19 protein-coding genes (1 of these 19 only partly in view) are annotated in these 21,482 nt (G+C 68.2%); 8 read left to right on the plus strand and 11 right to left on the minus strand.

The annotated features are described in order from the left end of the window. The 6 genes from ACEPA4_RS19880 to egtB form a co-directional block, all read right to left on the minus strand. On the minus strand, positions 1-535 hold the 5' portion of the coding sequence (locus tag ACEPA4_RS19880; protein ID WP_065186597.1) for a DUF2628 domain-containing protein. It extends 11 nt beyond the left edge of the window; 535 of the gene's 546 nt are visible here — the first part of the coding sequence; it begins with the start codon at positions 533-535; its stop codon lies off the left edge, out of view. Positions 536-606: 71 nt separating this feature from the next. Then, positions 607-1,377 (minus strand): GYF domain-containing protein, encoded by a 771-nt coding sequence (locus tag ACEPA4_RS19885; RefSeq protein ID WP_262090467.1) that lies wholly within the window; start codon positions 1,375-1,377, stop codon positions 607-609. A 26-nt stretch (positions 1,378-1,403) separates the two neighbouring features. Next, a complete protein-coding gene (locus tag ACEPA4_RS19890) occupies positions 1,404-2,294 on the minus strand; it encodes a D-hexose-6-phosphate mutarotase (RefSeq protein ID WP_065186618.1) in 891 nt (296 codons plus the stop codon). 40 nt (positions 2,295-2,334) lie between these two features. Beyond that, a complete protein-coding gene (locus ACEPA4_RS19895; protein WP_374082922.1) occupies positions 2,335-3,603 on the minus strand; it encodes a lytic murein transglycosylase in 1,269 nt (422 codons plus the stop codon). Between the two features lie 83 nt (positions 3,604-3,686). Continuing rightward, positions 3,687-4,661 carry an L-histidine N(alpha)-methyltransferase gene (gene egtD / locus ACEPA4_RS19900; protein WP_065186600.1) on the minus strand — a complete coding sequence of 325 codons (975 nt, stop codon included), beginning with the start codon at positions 4,659-4,661 and terminating at the stop codon, positions 3,687-3,689. Then, positions 4,658-5,929 (minus strand): ergothioneine biosynthesis protein EgtB, encoded by a 1,272-nt coding sequence (egtB, locus tag ACEPA4_RS19905; RefSeq protein WP_065186601.1) that lies wholly within the window; start codon positions 5,927-5,929, stop codon positions 4,658-4,660. Before egtB ends, egtD begins: the two co-directional genes overlap by 4 nt. Before the next feature lie 166 nt (positions 5,930-6,095). On the opposite strand from egtB, the gene ACEPA4_RS19910 reads away from it, so the two are divergent. After that, positions 6,096-7,376 carry a diguanylate cyclase gene (locus tag ACEPA4_RS19910; RefSeq protein ID WP_053496752.1) on the plus strand — a complete coding sequence of 427 codons (1,281 nt, stop codon included), beginning with the start codon at positions 6,096-6,098 and terminating at the stop codon, positions 7,374-7,376. 3 nt (positions 7,377-7,379) lie between these two features. Here ACEPA4_RS19910 and ACEPA4_RS19915 read toward each other — a convergent pair whose 3' ends face one another. Next, positions 7,380-7,772 (minus strand): YchJ family metal-binding protein, encoded by a 393-nt coding sequence (locus ACEPA4_RS19915; protein ID WP_032954755.1) that lies wholly within the window; start codon positions 7,770-7,772, stop codon positions 7,380-7,382. Between the two features lie 102 nt (positions 7,773-7,874). On the opposite strand from ACEPA4_RS19915, the gene ACEPA4_RS19920 reads away from it, so the two are divergent. Next, complete coding sequence (locus ACEPA4_RS19920; protein ID WP_053496761.1) at positions 7,875-8,654, plus strand: TSUP family transporter; 780 nt, start codon at positions 7,875-7,877, stop codon at positions 8,652-8,654. Between the two features lie 89 nt (positions 8,655-8,743). Here ACEPA4_RS19920 and ACEPA4_RS19925 read toward each other — a convergent pair whose 3' ends face one another. The 4 genes from ACEPA4_RS19925 to folE form a co-directional block, all read right to left on the minus strand. After that, a complete protein-coding gene (locus tag ACEPA4_RS19925; protein WP_262090462.1) occupies positions 8,744-12,124 on the minus strand; it encodes an ATP-binding protein in 3,381 nt (1,126 codons plus the stop codon). A 16-nt stretch (positions 12,125-12,140) separates the two neighbouring features. Beyond that, positions 12,141-12,842 (minus strand): DUF4194 domain-containing protein, encoded by a 702-nt coding sequence (locus tag ACEPA4_RS19930; RefSeq protein ID WP_005421303.1) that lies wholly within the window; start codon positions 12,840-12,842, stop codon positions 12,141-12,143. Next, on the minus strand, positions 12,829-14,298 hold the full coding sequence (locus ACEPA4_RS19935) for a DUF3375 domain-containing protein (RefSeq protein WP_053496749.1): 1,470 nt from the start codon (positions 14,296-14,298) through the stop codon (positions 12,829-12,831). The genes ACEPA4_RS19930 and ACEPA4_RS19935 overlap by 14 nt, the downstream gene beginning before the upstream one ends. Positions 14,299-14,410: 112 nt before the next feature. Continuing rightward, positions 14,411-15,022 (minus strand): GTP cyclohydrolase I FolE, encoded by a 612-nt coding sequence (folE, locus tag ACEPA4_RS19940; protein ID WP_065179742.1) that lies wholly within the window; start codon positions 15,020-15,022, stop codon positions 14,411-14,413. 689 nt (positions 15,023-15,711) lie between these two features. Here folE and ACEPA4_RS19945 point away from each other — a divergent pair. The 6 genes from ACEPA4_RS19945 to ACEPA4_RS19970 all read left to right on the plus strand — a co-directional run bounded on the left by ACEPA4_RS19945 (position 15,712) and on the right by ACEPA4_RS19970 (position 21,399). After that, a complete protein-coding gene (locus ACEPA4_RS19945; protein ID WP_005421298.1) occupies positions 15,712-16,167 on the plus strand; it encodes a MarR family winged helix-turn-helix transcriptional regulator in 456 nt (151 codons plus the stop codon). A 109-nt stretch (positions 16,168-16,276) separates the two neighbouring features. Further along, entirely contained in the window at positions 16,277-16,486 is a 210-nt protein-coding gene (locus ACEPA4_RS19950) for a DUF1656 domain-containing protein (RefSeq protein ID WP_025875651.1), read from the plus strand. Then, positions 16,483-17,400: an HlyD family secretion protein gene (locus ACEPA4_RS19955; protein ID WP_065179028.1), complete on the plus strand. Its 918-nt coding sequence runs from the start codon at positions 16,483-16,485 to the stop codon at positions 17,398-17,400. The genes ACEPA4_RS19950 and ACEPA4_RS19955 overlap by 4 nt, the downstream gene beginning before the upstream one ends. After that, positions 17,397-18,866, plus strand: coding sequence for an efflux transporter outer membrane subunit (locus ACEPA4_RS19960; RefSeq protein ID WP_262090459.1), 1,470 nt, complete (start codon positions 17,397-17,399; stop codon positions 18,864-18,866). Before ACEPA4_RS19955 ends, ACEPA4_RS19960 begins: the two co-directional genes overlap by 4 nt. Positions 18,867-18,869: 3 nt before the next feature. Further along, complete coding sequence (locus ACEPA4_RS19965; protein ID WP_065197173.1) at positions 18,870-20,909, plus strand: FUSC family protein; 2,040 nt, start codon at positions 18,870-18,872, stop codon at positions 20,907-20,909. 94 nt (positions 20,910-21,003) lie between these two features. Continuing rightward, complete coding sequence (locus tag ACEPA4_RS19970; protein ID WP_262090456.1) at positions 21,004-21,399, plus strand: hypothetical protein; 396 nt, start codon at positions 21,004-21,006, stop codon at positions 21,397-21,399. Positions 21,400-21,482 lie beyond the last annotated feature (83 nt).

Genomic DNA, 21,482 nt, shown 5'->3' on the forward strand with positions numbered 1-21,482 from the left:
TGCGGGCGACGGTGTTGATCACCCCGACAGCCGCCATGCCGATCACCACCGCCCAGACGCTGGTCCCGCCACGACGCTGCAGTTCGGTACGGATGCGGTGGTGCTGCCCGGCGTGAGCAGCCTTCACTTTGCCCAGCAGCCGCGTGCAATAGCGCAGGTACAGGGCATTGGCGGTCATCGCGATGGCAAACCGTGGCACCGCCAGCAACACCACCATGAGCAACGGATTGGCACGGGCCGCCAGCAGCGCGATGCCGAACAGGACCAGCTCGAAGAGGATGGCCGCCAGGTACATTTTCCGGTGCAGCAGCCAGTAGGTCGGCACCAGGAAGGCGGGCCAGTGCCACGGCCGCGGCGGCTTCGGCACTGGGCTGTCCAGGTGCCAGCGCTGGCGGTAGAGCGCTGCGTTGGGCCCCACGAGGAGGTTCAGATCGTCCGCGTCGGATGGAGCGGTCGCACCGTCCACCTCTGCAACAGGCGCGAGATAGGGATTGTCATCCGTCGGAGAAACCGGCGGGGTATCCAGATGATTCATGTCGGCGATTCCATGCCCGGGATGAACCCGCAGTAGCGGCAGGCATCGGTGAATCTGAAGCTGCTCCGGTCTCAGCCTGCCATTGCCTGGCCGACGAACATCGCCGCAACGAGAATGATGGCAACCATGGCTGCGGCCGCTGCATTGGTATCACCCCGCTTGGACAGCTCGCTGCGCAGGCGTGCCTCGTCATCGCCCGCCAAGGCGCGCGCGCGGGCGATCTCACGCTGGCAATGCGCCAGGTACCAGCGATTGGCATACACCGCAGCGGTGACGTTGATCGCAAGGGTGATGACCATCGACACGCCTTCCGGTACGCCCAGCAACGCCTCGGCGATACTGAAGAACACCAGCATGCCAGCCCAGATCGCCGCCAGCCGGTACATCCGCCGGTACACCATCCAGATCACGCCGACCAGGAAGGCCGGCCAGTGCCAGGTGCCGTTGCCCTCGGCGATGCCCTGGTCCAGCCGCCAGCGTTGTCGATAGATCGGGAAGTTGCCGCCGACCACGGCGGCGTACAAGGCGATGTCGCCTTCCAGCTCCGGTACGGTCGCGGCCACGGGCGAAGCGGCGGGTGCACGGTAGGGGTCGGACGGATCAGCGGTCCGGGTATCGCTGACGGTGACCGCCGGCACCGGTTCAACCGGCGAGGGGTTCGGAGCCATCTGCGCCAGCGAAGGATCCAGTTCGGCCAGTGGCCGCCACGATGCCATCCCTACGCGCCACAGCAGCGTGCGTGCGGTTACGGTGCCGTCCTGCTGCAACCGGCGCAACCCGGCCAGGTCCACCGGCCCTTCGCTCTGCTTGCTGTTGGCGTACCACCACTGTGCTTCCTGCATGCCATCCATTCCTGTCGATCCCATCGCTACTCTGAAACTCCCGCCACGGCCTGCAGCGGTTCACTGGCCAGCACCTGCACAAGCTGGTGGCGCGCGCCGGGTGCAAGGGTAATCTGCTCTGGCCCGGCGTTGGCCACTTCCAGGCACACGTAATCGTGCCAACCGTCGCCGACATCGGCCATCTTCGCCGCTGCCTCCATGCCCGGGTTCCAGGCCACCAGGGTCTGGCTGCCTTCGCTGCGGATCTCGATCCGCCGCTGCAGGACGGGATCGCGCAGCACGTAGTGGCCGCCGACACCGGTATAGATGCGGTCGCTGCGCCCCGGATCGCGCGGATCACGCAGCGACCAGGGCCCCTGCTGCTGGCGCAGCTGCGCGCCGTCCTCGTACTTGTCCAGGTAGTGCAGGCCGTCGAGGCCATCGACCTCGACACGAGTGGCATCGCCGACCCGGAAGTAGCTGTGCAGGGCCTGGGTGAAGGTCACCGGCGAGGTTCCGGTGTTTTCGGTGGCGAGCTGCTGGCGCAGCTGGCGGCCGACGCGCAGCTGCATCTGCAGGCGCAGGCCGGGATCGGCGCAGGGCGCAGGTGCCAACTGCAGCTCTACCTCGCCGTCATCGCTCCGGGTGGCCTGCAGAAGCTCCCAGCGTGCGGTACGTACCAGGCCATGCGCCGGTGCATCGGCGCTCTTGCCCTGGCGGCCGAACCACGGCCAGCACACCGGAACGCCACCGCGGATAGGCGTGGGCAGCTCGGCGCGCGTGGGCGAAAGCCACAGCAGATCGGGCTGCCCATCGGGAATGAACGACAGCAGCTGGCCACCAAACACACTCACGACCGCTGTGGCATTGGCGGTTCGCACCTGCCAGGCCTCCAGGCCGTGATACAGGCCGGTGCTGATGTCCGGATTCGACTGCATGCGATGACGCTCCTTGAAGACCGCGGCGATGATGTCGCGGTCAACGTGCCGCCGGCAAGGCATTCTGCCCAGCGGGTGCGATGGCGGCCGCCTCTTCCTGCAGCGTGCGCAGGATGCGCTGGCCTGCGCGGCCGTCCACCTCGCTCCAGCCCAGGCGCTGCTGCTCGGCCTGGATCGCGCGACGCGTGGCGGTACCGATCATGCCGTCGGCGGCACCGATGTCGTGGCCGCGGGCCAGCAGCAGGGTCTGCAGCTGGCGGCGCTCATCGCGGCCCAGGCCTGGATCGTCGGTCGGCCAGGCGGTAGCCAACCCGGTGCCGCCACGCAGCTGGTCAGCAAGCGTCGCGATCGCCAGCGCATAGCTTTCGGCAGCGTTGTAGCTGTAGATCGCGTCGTAGTTGCGGAACACCAGCAGCGCCGGGCCGTTGTTGCCGGCCGGCAGCAGCAGGGCGGCGCGCGCATCCGCCGGCAGGTTGGCCGGAGCCAACGCGCTGCCATGCAGCGCGGTCACGCCCTGCGCGCGCCAGTCGGCCAGGGCGCGACGCTGGGTGCGGCCGGCCTGGCTGGCGTTGAAGCCGGCGGGCACACGCACCTCCATGCCCCATGGTTCGCCACTGCGCCAACCGGCACGCTTGAGATAGTTGGCGGTGGAGGCCAGTGCATCGGGAATGCTGCCGACCAGATCGCGGCGGCCATCGCCATCACCATCCACGGCGATGCGTGCATAGGTGCTGGGCATGAACTGGGTGTGCCCGAAGGCACCGGCCCAGGAACCGGTGAGCCCCTGTGCCTGCAGGTCGCCGCGGTCGATCAGCGTGAGCAGCGCCAGCAGCTCACCGCGGAAGAAAGGTTGGCGGCGGCCGGCGCACGACAGCGTGGCCAATGACTGCAGCAGCGGGCGCTTGCCGAACACGCGGCCGTAGTCGCTCTCCACGCCCCAGACCGCGACGATGGTGGCCGGATCGACGCCATACTGGGCCGACACGCGATCGAGCAGGTCGCGGTGCTGCTGCAGCAGGGCGCGACCATCAGCGACGCGTTGGCGATCAACCAGCGCGGCCAGATAGTCCCAGATCGGCGTGGTGAATTCGGGCTGTGCATCGAGCAGGCCGAGCACGCTGGGGTCCGGGGTGAGCCCGGCGGTGATCTCGTTGAAGCGGTCGGCGCCGATGCCCTGGGTCGCGGCGGTGGCCTGCAGGCCCGCCAAGCAGCGGCTGAACGCCGGATCGGTGCTGGCGGCCGAAGCCGCAGGCAGCGTCGGGTTCGACGCAAGGGCGGCCGCCAGGCCGAGCGTGGTCAGAACAGGCATGGCGTCCTCCGTGTTGCCGTTGCACGGCCATCTTAGGGGTAGCGATGCCGCCGAACCTGAAGGGGCACCGGCTGGCCACCACCTCAGGCGCGCCGCAGCAAGCGCAGGCCATAGGCGGGGCTTTCGGCATCCCATCGCTGCGCCACCTGCAGGCCCGCCTGCCGCAACAGCGCGTCGAAGCTGTCATCGGTGTACTTGTGGCTGTACTCGACGCGGATGGGTTCACCGGCGGCGAAGTGGAAAATGCGGCCATCCAGGTGGACGTCCTGTGCCCGCTGGCTGACCAGATCGGTCTCGATGCGCAACCGCGCAGAGCTGTAGCGTGCACGATGACGGAAGCCATCGAGATCGAAGTCGCTGCCGATTTCGCGGTTCAGGCGGGCCAGCAGGTTGAGGGTGAATGCGGCGGTGACGCCCTGCGCATCGTTGTAGGCCGCCTCGATCAACGCCGGGTCCTTGTGCAGGTCGATGCCGACCAGGGCCAGGCCATCACGCCCCATGGTCTGGCGCATCGCGCGCAGCAGCGCGACCGCGTCCTCGCCTTCAAAGTTGCCCAGCGTGGAACCCGGGAAGAACAGCAGCCGTCGCGCGGGTTCGCGTTCGGGCATGGGTACGGCGACGGGACGGGTAAAGTCGGCACAGACCGGCAGCATCTCCACCTCGGGCAGCGCCGGGGCCAGATGGTCGATGCTGGACAGCAGCGCGGCACGCGAGATTTCAATCGGCGTGTAGGCCACCGGGTCGTGCAGGGCGGCCAGCAGCAACGCGGTCTTGCGGCCACTGCCGCTGCCCAGCTCCACCACGTGCAGGTGCGGCCCGACGCTTCGGGCGATGTCCGGCAGTACCCGTGAAAGCAGGGCCAGCTCGGTACACGTGGGGTAGTACTCGGGAGTATGCGTGATCTGCTCGAACAGGCGCGAGCCGCGTGCATCGTAGAAGTACTTGGACGGCAGCTGGCGGGGCGTGCGCAACAGCCCGGCCACCACGTCGGCAAGGATCTGCTGGCGGCCGGGAGTGAGATCGGTCAGCGCCTGCAGCGCGTCCTGCACCGTACTCATGCGAGATCCCTGGCTAGGCGCAGCCCGGAGAACTGCCAACGCGCCGGGGGCATGAAGAAGTTGCGGTAGCTGGCACGCACGTGGCCACGCGGCGTGGCGCAGCTGCCACCGCGCAGCACCCATTGCCCGCACATGAACTTGCCGTTGTATTCACCGAGGTTGCCGGCAAAAGGGCGAAAGCCCGGATAGGCGCCATACGCGCTGTGGGTCCATTCCCATACATCGCCGAACAGCTGCCGCAGCCCACTGCCCTGCCCCGCCCGAGGGTGCAGCTGATCGTCGTCGGCAAAATGGCCACGCAGGGGCTGCGACGCAGCGGCGGCTTCCCACTCGAACTCGCTGGGCAGGCGCGCACCAGCCCAGCGGGCGCAGGCATCGGCCTCGTAATAGCTGAGATGGCAGACCGGCGCATGCGGGTCCAGTTCTCGCCAACCGCCGAGGGTGTACTCGCGCTGCAGGGCATCGTCCCAGTACAGCGGGTGCTGCCAGCCCTCGGCTTCGCGCAACGCCCAGCCTTCGCTCAGCCACCAGCGCGGCTCGCGGTAGCCGCCAGCCTCGATGAAGACGAGGTACTCGCCATTGCTGACGGGACGCTCTGCCAGTGCGTGTGCAGCCAGCAGCACGCGGTGCGGCGGCGATTCGTTGTCGTAGGCGAAGGCGGTGTGCTGCGGCCAGGCTGCGGCGCCAATGGTAATGATGCGTTCGGGTGATTCGATCCAGCCCTGCGCACTGGCAGCGCTGGTGGCAGGCTGCAGGTCATCACGGTAGGCTGGCTGCAACGGATTGCACCAGAACGCATGCTTGATGTCGGTCAACAGCAGTTCCTGGTGCTGCTGTTCGTGCTGCAGGCCCAACTGCAGGTGCTGCAGCGCCTGCTCATCAAGGTCGCCTGCCGCCAGTCGCGATTGCACCTGTGCATCGACCTGCTGGCGGTAGTCGCGCACCTGCTGCAGCGAGGGCCGCGACAACAGACCGCGTTGCGGCCGCGCGTGCGCCGGACCGATGCTTTTGTAGTAGCTGTTGAAAAGATAGTCCCAGGCTGGATCACGCGCCGGCGCACTGGCGAATCCTGCCAGCACGAAGCGTTCGAAGAACCAGGTGGTGTGGGCCAGGTGCCACTTGCTGGGACTGGCGTCGGCCATGCTCTGCAGCATGGCGTCCTCTGCACTGAGCGGTGCGGCCAACTGCAGGCTGCGGGCACGAACACGTGCGAAGTGGTGGGCGAGGTCGTGCTGCGGGGCAGCGACGGCGGTGGGTACGCTGTCCATGCCTACAGCATCGGCGCAGTGCAGTGAGTGCGACGTCATGGCGGCACACTGCCCCATTCACATGGTTGCGGGCGTACCTTTTCAAGAAGCGCGTGTTCAAGAAGCGGGTGAGGACGCCGCTAACGGCAGTGTTGCGGCCGCATCGTCACCGCACTGGACTTCCTGCGTGCCCCTGCATCCACTCCGCCAGCCTGCGCATTACCTGTTCGTGCTGCCCGCCGTGCTGGTCGTCCTGGTGCTGTGGATGGCACTGGGCACCGAGGATGTGGCCAGCCCCGCCCAACGCATCCTGCCCTGGCTGCTGGCCTGCCTCGGCGCGGGCCTGGCCCTGCTCTACCACCAGATACGCACGTTGTGCCTGCTGCTGGTCGTGGCGGTGGTGTTCGCCCTGCTGCACCGGGACGTCGGGGGCTACCTGCGCAGCGGCCATGTCGACGCCTTGACTCCGTTGCGCTTCCACGCAATCTCGGCCTGGGTGCCGCTGCTGTTTGCCGGGCTGGCAGTGTGGCCGGAACGCGGACGCCGACGCCAGGACCTGCTGCTGCGCAGCGTGGTCTGCGGCGCGGCCCTGGTGATCTTCCTGCTGCTTGCGGCACAACAGCCGCAGGGCATGCACGATCTGCTGTCGAGCCGTCACTGGGCCTGGATTCCCGCCGACTGGAATGCGCTGGCGCAGCTGCCGGCGCTGCTGTTCCTGCTGGCGAGCGCAGCGCTGGGCTGGCAGGCGTGGCGGCATCCGCGGCCACTGCACACGGCGATGCTGCTGGCCCTGCTGTGCCTGTGGTGGATGTTGCCGCGGATCTTCCTGCAGCCGGTACTGCTGCCGGCGCTGAGCAGCGCCGCCCTGCTGCTGATGCTGGGCGCGATGCTGCAGGAATCCTTCCACATGGCCTTTCGCGATGAGCTGACCGGCCTGCCCGGGCGAAGGGCGTTCAACGAGACCCTGCAGCGGGCGCGCGGCACCTACAGCATCGCGATGGTGGACGTGGACCACTTCAAGTCGTTCAACGACACCCACGGCCACGATACCGGCGACGACGTGCTGCGCCTGGTGGGGTCGCGGCTGGCGCGTGTCGGCGACGGTGGCCGAGCGTTCCGCTATGGCGGCGAGGAATTCGCGGTGGTGTTCCTGGACCGCCCAGCGGCGGCCTGCATCGAGGCCGTCGAAGCACTGCGGCAGAGCATCGAGGACACCCGCATGCAACTGCGCGACCGCAGCACCCGCAGCCGTGACGACGAAGCTGGCCGTCAGCAGCGCGGACGCGGCGGCACCGGCCAGGTGGTGCAGGTGACGGTCAGTATCGGGCTGGCCGACAGCCGCGTGGATCCGCGACCGACGGCAGTGCTCAAGGCCGCCGACCAGGCGCTGTACATGGCCAAGGACGGAGGTCGCAACCAGGTCCGCGCGCACGGCGGCCAGCGCCTGCTGGCTGCATCCAGTGCGTAGGGCTCAGACCGCGTCGAGGTAATACCAGCGGCCGTCGATGCGCCGGAATCGGCTGTGCTCGGTCATTCTCACCGCGCTGCCGCCGCCGATGCGGTAGCGCGCGGTGAAGCGCACTTCAGCACTGTCTGCGCCGGTGACCGCGTGGTCGTGCACGGTCAGGCCCAGCCAATGGGTGCGCTGGCCTGGCGCATCGCCCAGCGACAACTCGGCCGGACGCGTATCCGGATGCCAGGTGTGGCGCAGGTAGTCGGCCAGGCCCCGCACATACGCGCTGTAGCGCGAACGCATCAGGTGCTCGGCATCGGGCGCGGCTTCACCGGCATGAAAACGACCACAGCAGGCGGCATAGTCGGCGGGAAGGCCACAGGGGCAGGGATCGGCGGATTTTCGGCTCATGCCGGCATTGTCGCCGGGTTGCAGGGATTGATGCACGCGCGGCGGGAGTCACCTGGAGCAGGACAGGCGTATGCTGTCGCGCCCCCACCTTGATTGATCGCCGTGCTGGATCTGGTTCCCCCTGAGTTGTGGTGGCTGGTGGTGATCGCCTTCATCGCCGGTCTTGTGGATGCCGCCGTGGGTGGCGGTGGCCTGGTGCAGCTGCCCGGCCTGTTCACGGTGCTGCCGCAGCAGACGCCGGCGATGCTGTTTGGTACCAACAAGTTCAGTTCGATGTTCGGTACCGGTGCGGCTGCGTGGCGCTATGCGCGCAATGTGCGCTTCCCGTGGAAACCGGTACTGTTCGCGGCCGGCACGGCCTTCATCTTCTCCTTCGCCGGGGCCACTGCGGTAAGCCTGCTGCCCAAGGACGCGGTGCGCCCACTGGTGCTGGTGCTGCTGATCGCGATGCTGGCCTACACGCTGTGGAAGAAGGACTTCGGCGCGTTGCACCGGCCCCAGGAGATCGGCCGCCGTGAACTGGTGATCGCGCTGGCGATCGGTGCGGCGATCGGCTTCTACGACGGCTTCTTCGGGCCGGGCACCGGCAGCTTCCTGATCTTCCTGTTCGTGCGCTTCTTCGGCCTGGATTTCCTGCGCGCCTCGGCGGCGTCGAAGGTGGTGAACCTGGCGACCAACGTGGCGGCGATCTCGTTCTTCGTGCCGACCGGCAACATCCTGTGGTTGTTTGCGCTGCCGATGGCCACAGCCAACATCATCGGCTCGGTGGTGGGCACGCGCCTGGCGCTGAAGGGCGGCACGCCGTTCATCCGCAAGCTGTTCGTGGGGCTGGTGGTGGTGCTGATCGCGCGGATGGCGTGGGATACGTTCCGCGGTTCGTGAATGCGGTTGCCGGCCAGCGGCCGGCACTACCGAACCCCGCCCATGGGTAGTGCCGGCCGCTGGCCGGCATTCCCCTTCAATCGGCCGGGTCAGGCCTCAGCTTCTTCCGGTTCGTTGGCCTGCTGGCGGCTGCGCTCGGGCAGCTTCAGGCGCTTGCCCTCTTCGTCGTACTCGATCAGCAGCACGCCGGAGTCGTGACGGCCGCTGATTTCGACGAAGCAGGCGCCGCCGATGAACGGTTCCAGCGTCATCACCGACTTCAGCGGGGTGGCAACCACCATCTGGAAGCCGAAGTTGTCGAAGATGTTCATTGCCAGTGCGGTGAACTCGTTGTCGGCCTTGTCGAAGGCCTCGTCGAGCACGACCGCGGCGTAGCTGGGCAGCTGGCTGTCGGCGCCGCCGAGCTGGTAGCGCAGCGCAGCCGCCAGGCAGGTAGTGGCCAGCTTCTGGCGCTGGCCACCGGACTTGCCGGCGCCGCTGCGGTAGATCTCGACCTGCTGGCGCGTTTCCGCATCCAGCTCGACGCCGATGAACTCCACGTGCATGCGCACGTCCAGCACCAGCTCGCGCCAGCGCTTGTCCTCGCCTTCCTGCGAGCCGAGGCGGTTGACCAGCTGGCGCAGCACGGTGAACTGCGACTCGGCCAGCTCGCGCTGCTCGGTCTGCTGCTGCGACAGCACCTCGCGCAGCTGCAGGTGGAACTCAGCGACCTCCGGCAGGCGGCGGTCGCTCAGTTCGATGGTCAGCAGCGTGCCACGGTTGAACGGCACCTGCTCCAGGCTGGCGTTCACCTCGTCCAGGCGCTGGCCGATCGACTTGCGGGCCTCTGCGCTGTGGCGCTGCAGGGCCAGCAGGTTGTTCTTGCTCTGGTTCTGCAGCAGGTCGAAGAAGCGCTCTTCGTGCTGTGGCAGGCCGTCGCGTTCCAGCCGTTCGAGGCGTGCGAGGAAGTCCTCGGCCGAGGCCACCGACACGGTGAAGTCGCCCGACTCCTCCGGCCACTGCTGGATGAAGCGACGGAAGCAGCCGATCAGCTGGTTCTCGATGCGGTTGAGGTCCTGCTGCGAGGACGACAACTGCTCGTTCAGCGCGTTGCTGATCTGGCGCATGTGCGCTTCGAGCGTTTCCAGGCTGAGCGGCCCCTGTTCCTGCAGGCGCTCGGCGAGGCCGGCTTCCTGCTCCTGGGCCAGGCTCGGCAGCACCAGTGCGCGGCTCTGCTGGCGTGCGCGGTCAAGGCGATCACGTTCCTTGACCAGCTGGCCGCGCTCGACGCGGACGTCTTCATAGGTGCGGCGGGACTGCTCGATGTCGGCGCGCACGGCGTCGATCTGCTTGGCCAGCTTGGCGAGATCGGCGTTGCCTTCACGCAGGTCGCGCAGGGTGGCTTCGATATCGCTCAGGCGCTGCTGCGGAGCGGCGATGTCGATCTCGTTCCAGCTGATGCTGACCAGCTCGTGGCATGCCAGGCGGCGTTCGTTGTCGCGATCACGCTGCCCGCGCAGGCGCGCGATGTCGGTCTCGCAGCTGGCGATGCGCTTGGCCAGTTCCTGTGCTTCGCGCTCGAAGGCGCCCACCTTGTCGTGGTTGTTGAAGCCGAGGATCCAGCGACGGCGGTCGCCCACCGCACTGCGGTCGTCCTTCTCGAAACGGTCGCCGGGATGCTTGACCTGGCCTTCGCGGGTGATGCCGCGGTCGACGTTGCGCAGCTGCCTGGCATCCACGCATTCGTAGTCGAAGCGCTTGCCCAGCTCGCGGCGCAGCCAGCTTTCGAATACATGCTCGCGCAGTTCAAGCTTGTGCAGCAGCGACTTCGCCGACGGCTCACGGGCGAATGCATCATCGTTGCGGCGCACGCGGTAGTAGGTGAAGCGCATGCCAAGGTGGGTACGGTTCACCCATTCGGCGACGTCGTTGTAATGCTTGTCGTCGACCAGCAGCGACAGCGCGAAGCCACCCAGCACGCGCTCGATGGCACCCTGCCAGCCCTGCTCTTCCGAGCGGACCTGGATCAGTTCGCCGACGAAGGGCAGTGCCGCCTCGGCGATGCCGGTTTCCTCGGCCAGGCGTGCGCGCAGCTTCTGCATCGGCGCCGGGATGTTGGAGGGCGTGCGCTGCATCGCTTCAAGTTCGGCACGGACCTCGCCGAAGCGGCGCTCGTCATCGCGCTTGCCGCCCAGGCGGTCACTGATCGCGTCGTCCAGTGCCGAGGAGGCACGCTGGCGGTCCTGCAGCTCGTTCTGTGCGCGCTCGACCAGTTCGGCGAAGCCATGGGCGTCGTCCGGCAGTTCGGCCCCCAGCTGCTGCGCCGCCTGGCGTGCCTGCTCGCGCTTGGCCTGACGGCGGTCGCGCTCAGCTTCGGCACGACCCTGCTCGCGTTCCAGTTCCTCGATGCGCTCACCGCCCTGCTGGCGGCGCTGCAGCTCCAGTTCGGCCAGGCGCTCGGTGTGATTGTCCAGTGCGGCACGGCGCTGGGCTTCTTCGCCAAGCAGGCCGCGGTCACGCACGTCCATCTCGCGCAGGCGCGCCTCGATCAGCGCTTGGCGCCGGCTTTCGCGGAAGCTGTCAACACCGAGCTTCAGCGCTTCGTCGTCGCCACGACGGCGGTGCATTTCCTTCAGATCGTTGTAGTAGGCGCGCGCCGGCAACAGGGTTTCCACCTGACGGCGGGCAGTGACCACCGCTTGGTGCGCGCCATCAAGCTCGGCGAAGTCGCTGACCAGGCGCTCGGCGGCGTCGAAGGTCTTCGGCGTGTCGAGCATGAAGTCGCGCAGGAAGACGTTGAGGTCGCCCAGGTTCTTCGCCGACTGCGTCTTGTGCAGCAGTCGCAGCGCCATCTCGTTGTCGATGCCGAGCAGGTCGCGGAAACGCTCGGCGTAGCCGGAGAACGTGTCGAAGTGGTGCAGGTCGGGCAGCTTCTGCTTCAGCTTGCGCAGGTCCAGGTCGAAGCCGCCGAGGTCCTTGGCGATGTCGAACGGGCGCTCGGCGATCATGTAATGCTTGCGCACATCGCCGGCCGAGGTGCCGTTGCCGGAGATCCAAAGCAGGCGCACCAGGCTGACCACGCGGCCATCGCCGGCGCGGTATTCCAGCACCAGCGCGGTCCAGGTCGCGCCCTTGCGCAGGTACTGGGTGGCGATTTCGCCGGTGCCGCTGTCCTGCTGGTCGGCCCACGCGCCGCGCACGTAGGACACCAGGTTGCGGTCGCGGCCACTGCGCTCGGCTTCACGTGCAGCGGCGTTGAAGTCGACGATGGCCGGTGGCGTCAGCAGCGCGGACATGGCATCGAGCAGGGTCGACTTGCCCGAGCCGGAGCGGCCGACGAACAGGAAGCCGCGCTCGGCGATCGGTACTTCGGTCAGGCCGTTGAAGGTGCCCCAGTTGTGCACCTGCAGGCGGCGCATGCGGAACTGCTGCAGGCGCGGGTCCGGCAGGCCTTCGTTGAACAGGGCGGGAGTGTGCTTGGAGATAGCCATGCGATGGTCGGGTCTCTCAGGCCTCGGCGGCCGGGGTTTCACGCAGCTGGCGGTAGACCGCCGAAAGCTGGGACACGTCTTCGGCGGAGAACAGCAGCTTCAGCGCCGGCGAGACTTCGTGGCGGTCTTCCTGGCCGCTGAGGCGGGTCAGGATGTGGTTGTCCTTCATCTTCTGCACCGCCGATGCGACGCGACGGTTGAAGCCGGCGCGGTCGGTGGACAGGTTCTTTTCGTAGATGGCCAGCGCTTCGGCCATCTCGGCGTCGGCGACCACCGCGCGGTTGCCGCGCGCATCGGCCTCGGCCAGCTGCTGGCGCAGGTACAGCAGCAGCACCGAGTCGATGAAGGTCAGCGGCGAGGTGCGCAGCAGCACCGGCGCATCGACGTCTTCGGTATCGGCCTGGCGGGTGAACGCCACGCCACTGTCGCGGTCGAGCACCAGTTCCAGGAACAGGTCGGCCAGCGACGAGCGGATGGCCGCCTCGCTGCGGATCAGCGCCGGCCACAGCTTGGCGTGGCGCAGCTGGTCGATGCTGGGGCCGATCAGCAGTTGGCACAGCGCACGGCGCGCATCCAGCGGCAGGCGCCCGGTATCGCCGAGGTAGTACACGTCGTTGCCACGGCGGGGCTGCGCCACGGCCGCCACCGGCTCGGCCTCGTAGGCGTCTTCCGCCACGTCGGCCTGCGGTGCGTCGATGGGATCTTCATGCCAGCTCATGGCGTCTCTCCTGGGTGAACCAAACCAGCGGGATGCGGGCGCGACGGATCTGGCCGTCGCCACCACGCCATTGCGCAAGCTCCTGCTCGCCGGCGATCACGTTGCCGAAGCGCGTGCCCAGCGACAGGTAGCCGATGACGCTGCCAAGACCCTGCGGCGCTTCGCGCTGCGAAAGGGCCTGGGCGATGCTGAGCCGCGGCTGTGCATCGAGCAGGTCGTGCAGGTCGCGGCGCAGGGTACGGAAGTCGATTTCGGACGAAGCGACCAGATCGCCAACGCTTTCCAGGCTGATCGCGGCTGCGTCGTTGTATTCGACGTTGCCATCGACCTGGGCGCTGCGCGGATCGTGCAGTTTCCATTGCGACCACGAGCGCAGGCGGCTGGTGGTCAGCTGCAGGTCGCGGCCGATGCCGCGTTGTGCGGGGAACTCGTCGCGCAGAGCGAGCGCTTCGGACTGCGCCTGCTTGAGCAGCTGGTTGAGGCGACGCTGTTCCAGATAGCCACGGCTCTGCACGAAGCCGCGCAGGCTGCGCGCGAAGTTCTGCAGCACATCGTGCACCTGGCCACCGCGCTCGAGCATGGTGCTGGTGAAGCCGCGCAGGAAGTTGCGTTCGTTGCGGTCCAGGCGGCGGGCGAAGCCACGCGCCAGCACCGCTTCCAGCGCGGCATCGAGCTGGGCGCTCTGCTCGGCGTCGTTGAGCAGGCGCCAGAAGGCCTGGAAGCTACGCCCGGCATCACTTTCGCCAATCACGTCCACGCCTTCGAACAGCTGCGACAGCACATCGCCGCGCTCGCCCTCGTCGTCGATGATGCGTTCGCGGAACTCGCGGTTGAGCTGCTCGAAGTCGTCGCGCACGCGGCGGAAGTCCTCGGTCAGCTCGTCGGCCAGGCCGATGATCTGGCGCGCACGTTCCAGCGCGCGCTTGCCGTCCAGCGCGATCACACGGCCGGCGCCGACACGGGCGATCTCGGCGTCGATCCGGTCGCGCTCGTCGCGCAGCGCCGACAGGCGGGCGTCCGGATCGGATTCGGTCTGCGCGGCCAGCTGCGAGAGCTGTTCGATGACCAGCGCCAGCCGGCTCTCGGTGGCGGCCACACGGGCCTGCTCGAGGCCGTCGGCAAAGCGGATCGCCTGAAGCGCCGCGGTCGAAAGCTCGTACTGCTCCTGGTCGGCGCCCTCGGGCAGGCGGCGTTCCAGCCAGCCCTGGGCCAGCCAGTGCGCGATGTAGGCCTGCGCGGTACGCGGCAGCTCGCGCGACAGTTCGTCGCTATTGAGCTGATCCAGCGCACGCTGCAGGCGCTCGTTGAGCACCGACGAAGGCAGGGTGCGCTCGCCGTCCATCAACAGCCCCTGCAGCAGGCCGATGATTTCCGGAGCGTGGTCGGCGGCGAGCAGCTTCCACTGGGGCTGTTCGCGCAGATGGCGGTAACGGGAGATGCGTTCGCGATGCTTCATGCAGCGAAAGGAGTCATGAGGGCTGGCGGGGAGGGGCAGCCACGCACGGCGGCCGCGCCGGCATCCGTGGACATGCCGGCCCGCAGGGGCCGGCGGGGTGCGGGCAGGCGGCTCAGCGCTTGCCGCCCACTTCGATGAAGCGCAGGAACTCGGCGCGGGTACGCGCGTCGTCGCGGAAGCTGCCCAGCATCTTGGAGGTGACCATGCTGACGCCGCGCTTGTGGATGCCACGGGTGGTCATGCATTCGTGGGCGCCTTCGACCACCACGCCGACACCGATCGGTTGCAGCACATCCTGGATGCACTGGGCGATCTGCGCGGTCATCTTCTCCTGCACCTGGAAACGGCGGGCGTAGGCTTCGACGACGCGGGCCAGCTTGCTGATGCCCACCACCTTGCCGGCCGGCAGGTAGCCGACATGCACGCGGCCGATGATCGGCGCCATGTGGTGTTCGCAGTGGCTTTCGTACTCGATGTCGCGCAGGACAATGAGTTCGTCATAGCCTGCCACTTCCTCGAAGGTGCGCTCCATGTAGGCGCGCGGGTCATCGCGGTAACCGCTGAACCAGTCGCCATAGGCTTCGGCGACACGGCGGGGGGTATCCAGCAGGCCTTCGCGGGACGGGTCCTCACCGGCCCAGCGCAGCAGGGTGCGCACGGCATCCTCGGCCTGGTCCTGGGTCACGTCGCCCTGCTGGGCGGCCTTTTCGTTGTTCTTGCTCATTGCGTACAGCGTCCCGAACGGGGGGCGAGCATCGTACCCGACCGGGGGGTGGGTCGTCCTGTTGGGACGGTTCATCGGGGGGTTCTTGCGGCGCCTCGTTGCTATCGGTTTGGAGGGGGAGAGGGGGCTGCGCGGGACACGCCGTAAACCCGTCCATGGGGGCTCGATGGCGCCATCCATGGCGCCAACGGTCCTGCGCAGCCCCCTCTCCCCCCTCCTTGACGGTTTCCTGCGGGCGCGGCCGAACCGCCCGAAAGCGGGGTCAAAAGCTTGGGTTCATGGCTTCGGAAGCGCCGCGCGACTGCGCGACTGCTGTGGTAGGTGCGGACCGTTGGTCCGCACAGCTTTGGCTGCTGCTCCTGCCTCCAAAGAGCCAACCCACCGCACCCGCGGGCTGATGGGAGGGAAGCGGGGGCCGGGCGGGGCAGGACCGTCCGCGGCATGGATGCCGCGGCCGAGCCCCCCAAGGGTGAGGGCGCTTTGCTTGCGAGGCATGCCTCGCAAGCGCCCGAACGCACAGCCGCCAGCGGCTGGGCCGGACCCTGGAGGGGGGTTCACGGCGTGTCCTGCACCGTCCGGCGCCCGCTGCCCCACCCGACACCAGGCAGGCGCAACGCTTTCCTAACACCCCACCCATTCAGAAAAACCTATTGATAGGAATGAAATTAGTAGTATCCTATCTATCTCTTATGGACCGACCCCTCGACGAGCGCACCGTGCTGCAGATGCAGCTCAGCTCCGGCCTGCTTTATGCAGGGCGGCAGTGGCAGCGCCTGGCCGACAGCCGGCTCGGCAGCTACGGCATCTCCACCGCCTGCACCATGCCGTTGCTGATGATCGGCCGCTCCGGCGGTGGCATCCGCCAGGTGGCGCTGGCCCAGCAGCTGGGCATGGAAGGGCCTTCGCTGGTACGCCTGCTGGACAAGCTGTGTGCCAGTGGCCTGGTCCGCCGCGAGAGCGACGCCAGCGACCGCCGCGCCAATCTGTTGTGGCTGACCGACGAGGGCCATGCGCTGGTCAGCGAACTGGAAGATCAGTTGATCGGCCTGCGCCAGGACGTGTTCGGCGAGCTTTCCATGGATGAACTGCACGCCGTGCTGAAGGCATGGCGCCTGCTGGCCGAGGCCGCCGACCGCATCACGTAAGAGCGCTGCCCCCGAACACCGCCGCTGCCGTGCACACGCCAGCGGCTTTTGCCCGTTGCTGTTGTTTCGTTGTCCCTCCCCTCCCCCACCTCGTCCCCGCCCCCTACCGATGCCCGGTGAATTCAGTCTCCACGGAGTGTTCGTCCCGACCCTGCTTGGGTTGATGGTGTTGGCCTATCTGGTCAACAGCGGCCTGCACGCGCTGCTGCAGCGTGCCGGCGCCTACCGCCATGTATGGCACCCGGCGCTGTTCAACCTAGCGCTGTACGGGATCGTGCTTGGCCTGCTGTTCCACCTCCTGCGTTGGATGCAATCGTGAACAAGATCGTGAAGAAGACCCTGCCGGTGCTGCTCACCAGCGCAGCCGTGATCGTCGCCCTGCTGGTGCTGCGCCAGCTGTGGGTCTACTACATGGATGAACCCTGGACCCGCGACGCCCACGTCGGCGCCGACGTGGTGCAGGTGGCGCCGGACGTGTCCGGGCTGGTGGAAACGGTGAACGTGGCCGACAACCAGGCGGTGAAGAAGGGCGACCTGCTGTTCGTCGTCGATCGCGCCCGCTACCGCATCGCGCTGGAGCAGGCCAAGGCCAGCCTGGCCGAGCGCCAGGCCTCGGTGGCACAGCTGCGCCGCGAGATCGGCCGCGACCGCAGCCTGCAGGACCTGGTCGCCGCCGAGGATGCCGAAGTGCGCCGCGCCAAGCTGCAGGCTGCACAGGCGGCGCTGGCCACCGCACAGGCCGCGGTCGACCTGGCCGAGCTCAACCTGGGCCGCACCGAGGTGCGCGCGCCGGCCGATGGCCGCGTCAACGACCGCACGATGCGCGTGGGCGACTACGTGGTGGCCGGCAAGCCGGTGCTGGCGTTGCTGGATACCGGCTCGTTCCGCATTGATGGCTATTTCGAGGAAACCCGACTGCGCGGCGTGGCGCCGGGGCAGCGCGTGGACATCCGCCTGATGGGCGAATCGGCACCGCTGCACGGCCATGTCGAGAGCATTGCCGCCGGTATCGAGGACCGCTACCGCAGCAACGGCAGCACCCTGCTGCCGAACGTGACCCCGGCCTTCGACTGGGTGCGGCTGGCGCAGCGCATCCCGGTGCGCATCGCCATCGACGAAGTGCCCAAGGGCGTTGAGTTGATTGCCGGCCGTACCGCCACGGTGACCGTGGACACCGGCCGCCATCCGCACAACGGCAAGGCCGGCACTTCGCCGACACAGGCGGGCCTGTGAACGCCGCCCTGCCCCGTCTCGGCCTGATCGTCGCACTGGCCAGCCTGGCCGCGTGCAAAACCGTCGGCCCGGACTATGCACTGCCGGAAGGTTCGGCGTTCAAGCGCCCGGAGGCCAATGCGGCCTTCATCGATACGCAGAACCCGCAGATTGCCGCCAACCAGGCGCTGCCCGACCGCTGGTGGTCGCTGTACAACGACCCGGTGCTGGACGGGCTGATCACCCAGGCACTGCGTGACAACGTGGAACTGAAGGCCGCCGATGCGCACCTGCGCCGCGCTGCCGCCGTGTACGAACAGGCGCTGGACGCGGGCGGCTTCGAGTACGAGGCCGAGGCCGGCGTCAGCCGCGCGCAGTTGTCGGCCGAATCGTTCCTGCAGGAGCACGAGCTGCCGGTGATCAACCTGGCCGATGGCAAGTTCGCGGTCAGCTACCAGTTCGACCTGTTCGGCAAGCTCAAGCGCGGCGCCGAAGCGGCGCGAGCCGACGAACAGTCGGTTGCCGCAGCACGTGACCTGGCCCAGGTCAGCGTGGTCGCGCAGGTGGCCGACAGCTACCTGAAGATCTGCCACGCCAACCACGAGCTGCACGTGGCCGAGCATTCGCTGCAGCTGCAGCAGCGCAGCCGCACCGTTACCGAGCGCCTGATCGCCGCCGGCCGCGGCACACCGCCGGAACTGGCCCGGGCCAATGCGCAGGTGGCGCTGCTGGAGGCGGCACTGCCGCCGCTGCGCGCGCAGCGTTCGGCCGCGGCCTATTCGCTGGCCGCACTGCTGGGCCAGACCCCGGGCCAGCTGCCGGCCGGGGTGATCGACTGCGCGCACGCGCCCGGCCTGGCGCAGCCGCTGCCGGTCGGTGATGGCCGTGCGCTGCTGCAGCGCCGCCCGGACGTGCGCCAGGCCGAACGCAAGCTGGCCTCGGCCACGGCGCGGATTGGCGTGGCCACCGCCGAGCTGTATCCGGACATCCGTCTGGGTGCCTCAGTGGGCGCCGCCGGCCTGCTGGAAGACTTCGGCACGCCGATGACCCAGCAGTGGTCGATCGGCCCGCTGATCTCGTGGACACTGCCCTCTTCGGGCACGCATGCCCGCATCCACGCCGCCGAAGCCGGTGCCGACGCGGCCCTGGCCGAGTTCGACCACACCGTGCTGCAGGCACTGCGCGAGACCCAGACCGCGCTGGACCGCTATGCGCAGGACCTGCGCCGGCTGCAATCGCTGCGCGTGGCGCAGGAGCAGGCCGCGCTGGCCGCCGACCAGAACCGCCGGCTTTACCAGGGCGGCCGCACACCCTACCTGTCCAGCCTGGATGCCGACCGCAGCCTGGCCAGCAGCGACGCCACCCTGGCCGCCGCCGAAGCGCAGGTCTCGCGCGACCAGATCCACCTGTTCCTGGTGCTGGGTGGCGGCTGGCAGGCATCGGTTGCCCCGGCTGCACCGTCCACCGCACAGGCCACGGCGAAGTAAGCCATGAACGCGCTGACCGATCGCCAGGCCTGGCTGTTCTCGATCAAGACCTACCTGGCCGCGGTGGCCGCGCTGTACATCGCCATGGCCGGCAACCTGTCGCGCCCATACTGGGCGATGGGCACGGTGTACATCGTCAGCCAGCCGCTGCTGGGCCCGACCCGCGCCAAGGGCGTGTACCGCATTGTCGGCACCCTGGTGGCCGGGCTGGCCACGCTGCTGGTACTGCCGGCGCTGGTGGAAACCCCGCTGGTGCTGAGTGCGGCGATGTCGATCTGGCTGGCCGGTTGCCTGTTCATGGCCCTGCTCAATCGCGGCCCTCGCGGCTACGCGTTCCTGCTGGCCGGCTACACCACCGCCTTCATCGGCTTCCCGGCGGTAACTTCGCCGGAGACCATCTTCGACACCGTGGTGGCGCGCAGCGAGGAGATCATCCTCGGCACGGTGGTGGCCGTGCTGTTCGCCTCGCTGTTGTTCCCGGCCTCGGTGCGGCCGATGCTGCGCGCCCGGATCGGCAACTGGATGGAGGACGCTGCGCAGTGGTGCCGGCAGATCCTTGAGCGTGGCCGCGCGCATGCGCCGCGCAACCGGCTGGCTGCCGACCTGGTGCAGTTCGAGGCACTGATCGAGTTCCTGCGCCGCGACGATCCACGCCATGCCGGGTCTGCGGTGTCGATGGAGCGGCTGCGCGAGCGCATGCTGTTGCTGTTGCCGGTGTTGTCGTCGATCGCCGATCGCCTGAGCGCGCTGCGCAGCGATGGGCAGGCCCTGCCGGATGGGCTGCCGGCGCTGGTCGACGACATCCGCGAGTGGCTGGATGGCCCGACCAACGCCAGCGAGTACGCGCGGCTGCGCGCGCGCATCAGCGCGCTGAAGCCGCAGGTGGACCGCGACCTGCAGCACCTGCAGCTGGCCAGCCTGCTGCTGCGCCTGGAAGAACTGGTGGACCTGTGGCAGGACTGCCGCACCCTGCAGCACGCGATCGACCAGGGCACGGCGCCGTTGGATCGCGCGCACTACCGCATCCGCACCGAACGCGTGGCCGCCGACAAGCACGTCGACTACGGCATGGCGCTGTTCTCCGCGCTCAGTGCCGGCGTAGCGCTGATGAGCTACTGCGTGCTGTGGATCGCGCTGGGCTGGGAAGGCGGCGGCAACGGCGCGATGATGGCGGCGGTGACGGCCGCATTTTTCGCCGCACAGGACGATCCGGCCCCCAGCATGGTGCAGTTCCTGGTGTGGGCGATGGTCGCCTCGGTGGTGGCGGGCGTGTACCTGTTCGGCGTGTTCCCAGCCGTGCACGACTTCGGCCTGCTGGCGCTTGTGCTGGCGGTGGCCTTCCTGCCGCTGGGACTGCTGCTTCATCATCCCAAGAGTGCGCTGTTCGCGCTGCCGCTGACAGTCAATCTGGCTGCGTTGCTGAGCCTGCAGAACACCTACAGCGCCAACATCCAGACCTTCCTCAATTCGTCGATCGCGATGTTCATCGGCATTGGCTTTGCAGTGGTGATGACCCGCCTGTTCCGTTCGGTAGGTGCCGAGTGGACCGCGCGCCGGCTGGTGCGGCAGGGCTGGACCACGCTGGCCGAAGCCGCCGAAGGACGTGGCCAGCAGGATCGGCAGCGCTTCGCCGCACGCATGCTCGACCTGCTGGGCCTGCTCGCACCGCGCCTGGCAGCGACGCCGGAGGGCAGCGACATTGCCTCGGTGGACATGCTCAACGAGGCGCGCATCGGCCTGAACATCCTGCAGCTGCGTCGTGCACGGCTGGAACTGCCCGAGCGCAGCCGCGAAGCCGTCGAGCACATCCTGGAAGAGATCGCTGGGCACTACCGGCGGCAGATCGCGGCGCGCAAGCCGATTGCTGCAGACCAGGCGCTGCGCGAGCGGCTGGATACCTCGCTGGGCCGGGTTGGCAGCGTGGCGGCGTGCAAGGCCCGCGACGAGGCGCTGATGGGCCTGGTCGGCCTGCGCTTCGCGCTGTTCCCGGAGGCCAAGGCGTTGGCGCCGGGCCTGGCCATGGACACGGCGACGCAGCCGTAGCGCGCTACCCTGTGCGTCCACAGACCCCGTTGCCGGGGTCGGATCCTTCGCCGCGGGCGAAGGCTCTGACCCCTGCTCTGCACAGGAAGCTCCAATGAGTTACGACATGATGGTGTTCGAGGCCAGCGCCGCGCCACGCGAGGCGGCGGCTTTCATCGCCTGGTTCGAAAAGCAGACGCAGTGGAACGAGCGCCACGAGTACGACGACCCGGCAGTCAGCAGCCCGGCGCTGCAGGCGTGGTTTACGGAGATGGCGCAGGAATTCCCGCCGTTGAACGGACCACTGAGCAACGACGATGACGACCGCGCCGAGGTGACCGAGTACAGCATCGGCCGGCAGGTGATCTACGGCGCGTTCGCCTACTCGGTGGCCGCGCGCGCGCACGGGCGGGTGCAGGATCTGGCCGAGAAGCACGGCGTGGGCTTCTTCGACGTGAGTGCGGATGAAGCGGCGATCGTGTTTCCGGATGGGTTGGTGCTGATCGCGTAGATCCACGCCATGCGTGGATGACCACCAGGACGATCGAAGCGCGCTTTTGTAGAGTCGAGCCACGCTCGGCTTCGTGGCCCATC

Origin of the sequence: Stenotrophomonas sp. P2112 (assembly GCF_041897515.1) — a bacterium.
GTDB lineage: Bacteria > Pseudomonadota > Gammaproteobacteria > Xanthomonadales > Xanthomonadaceae > Stenotrophomonas > Stenotrophomonas sepilia.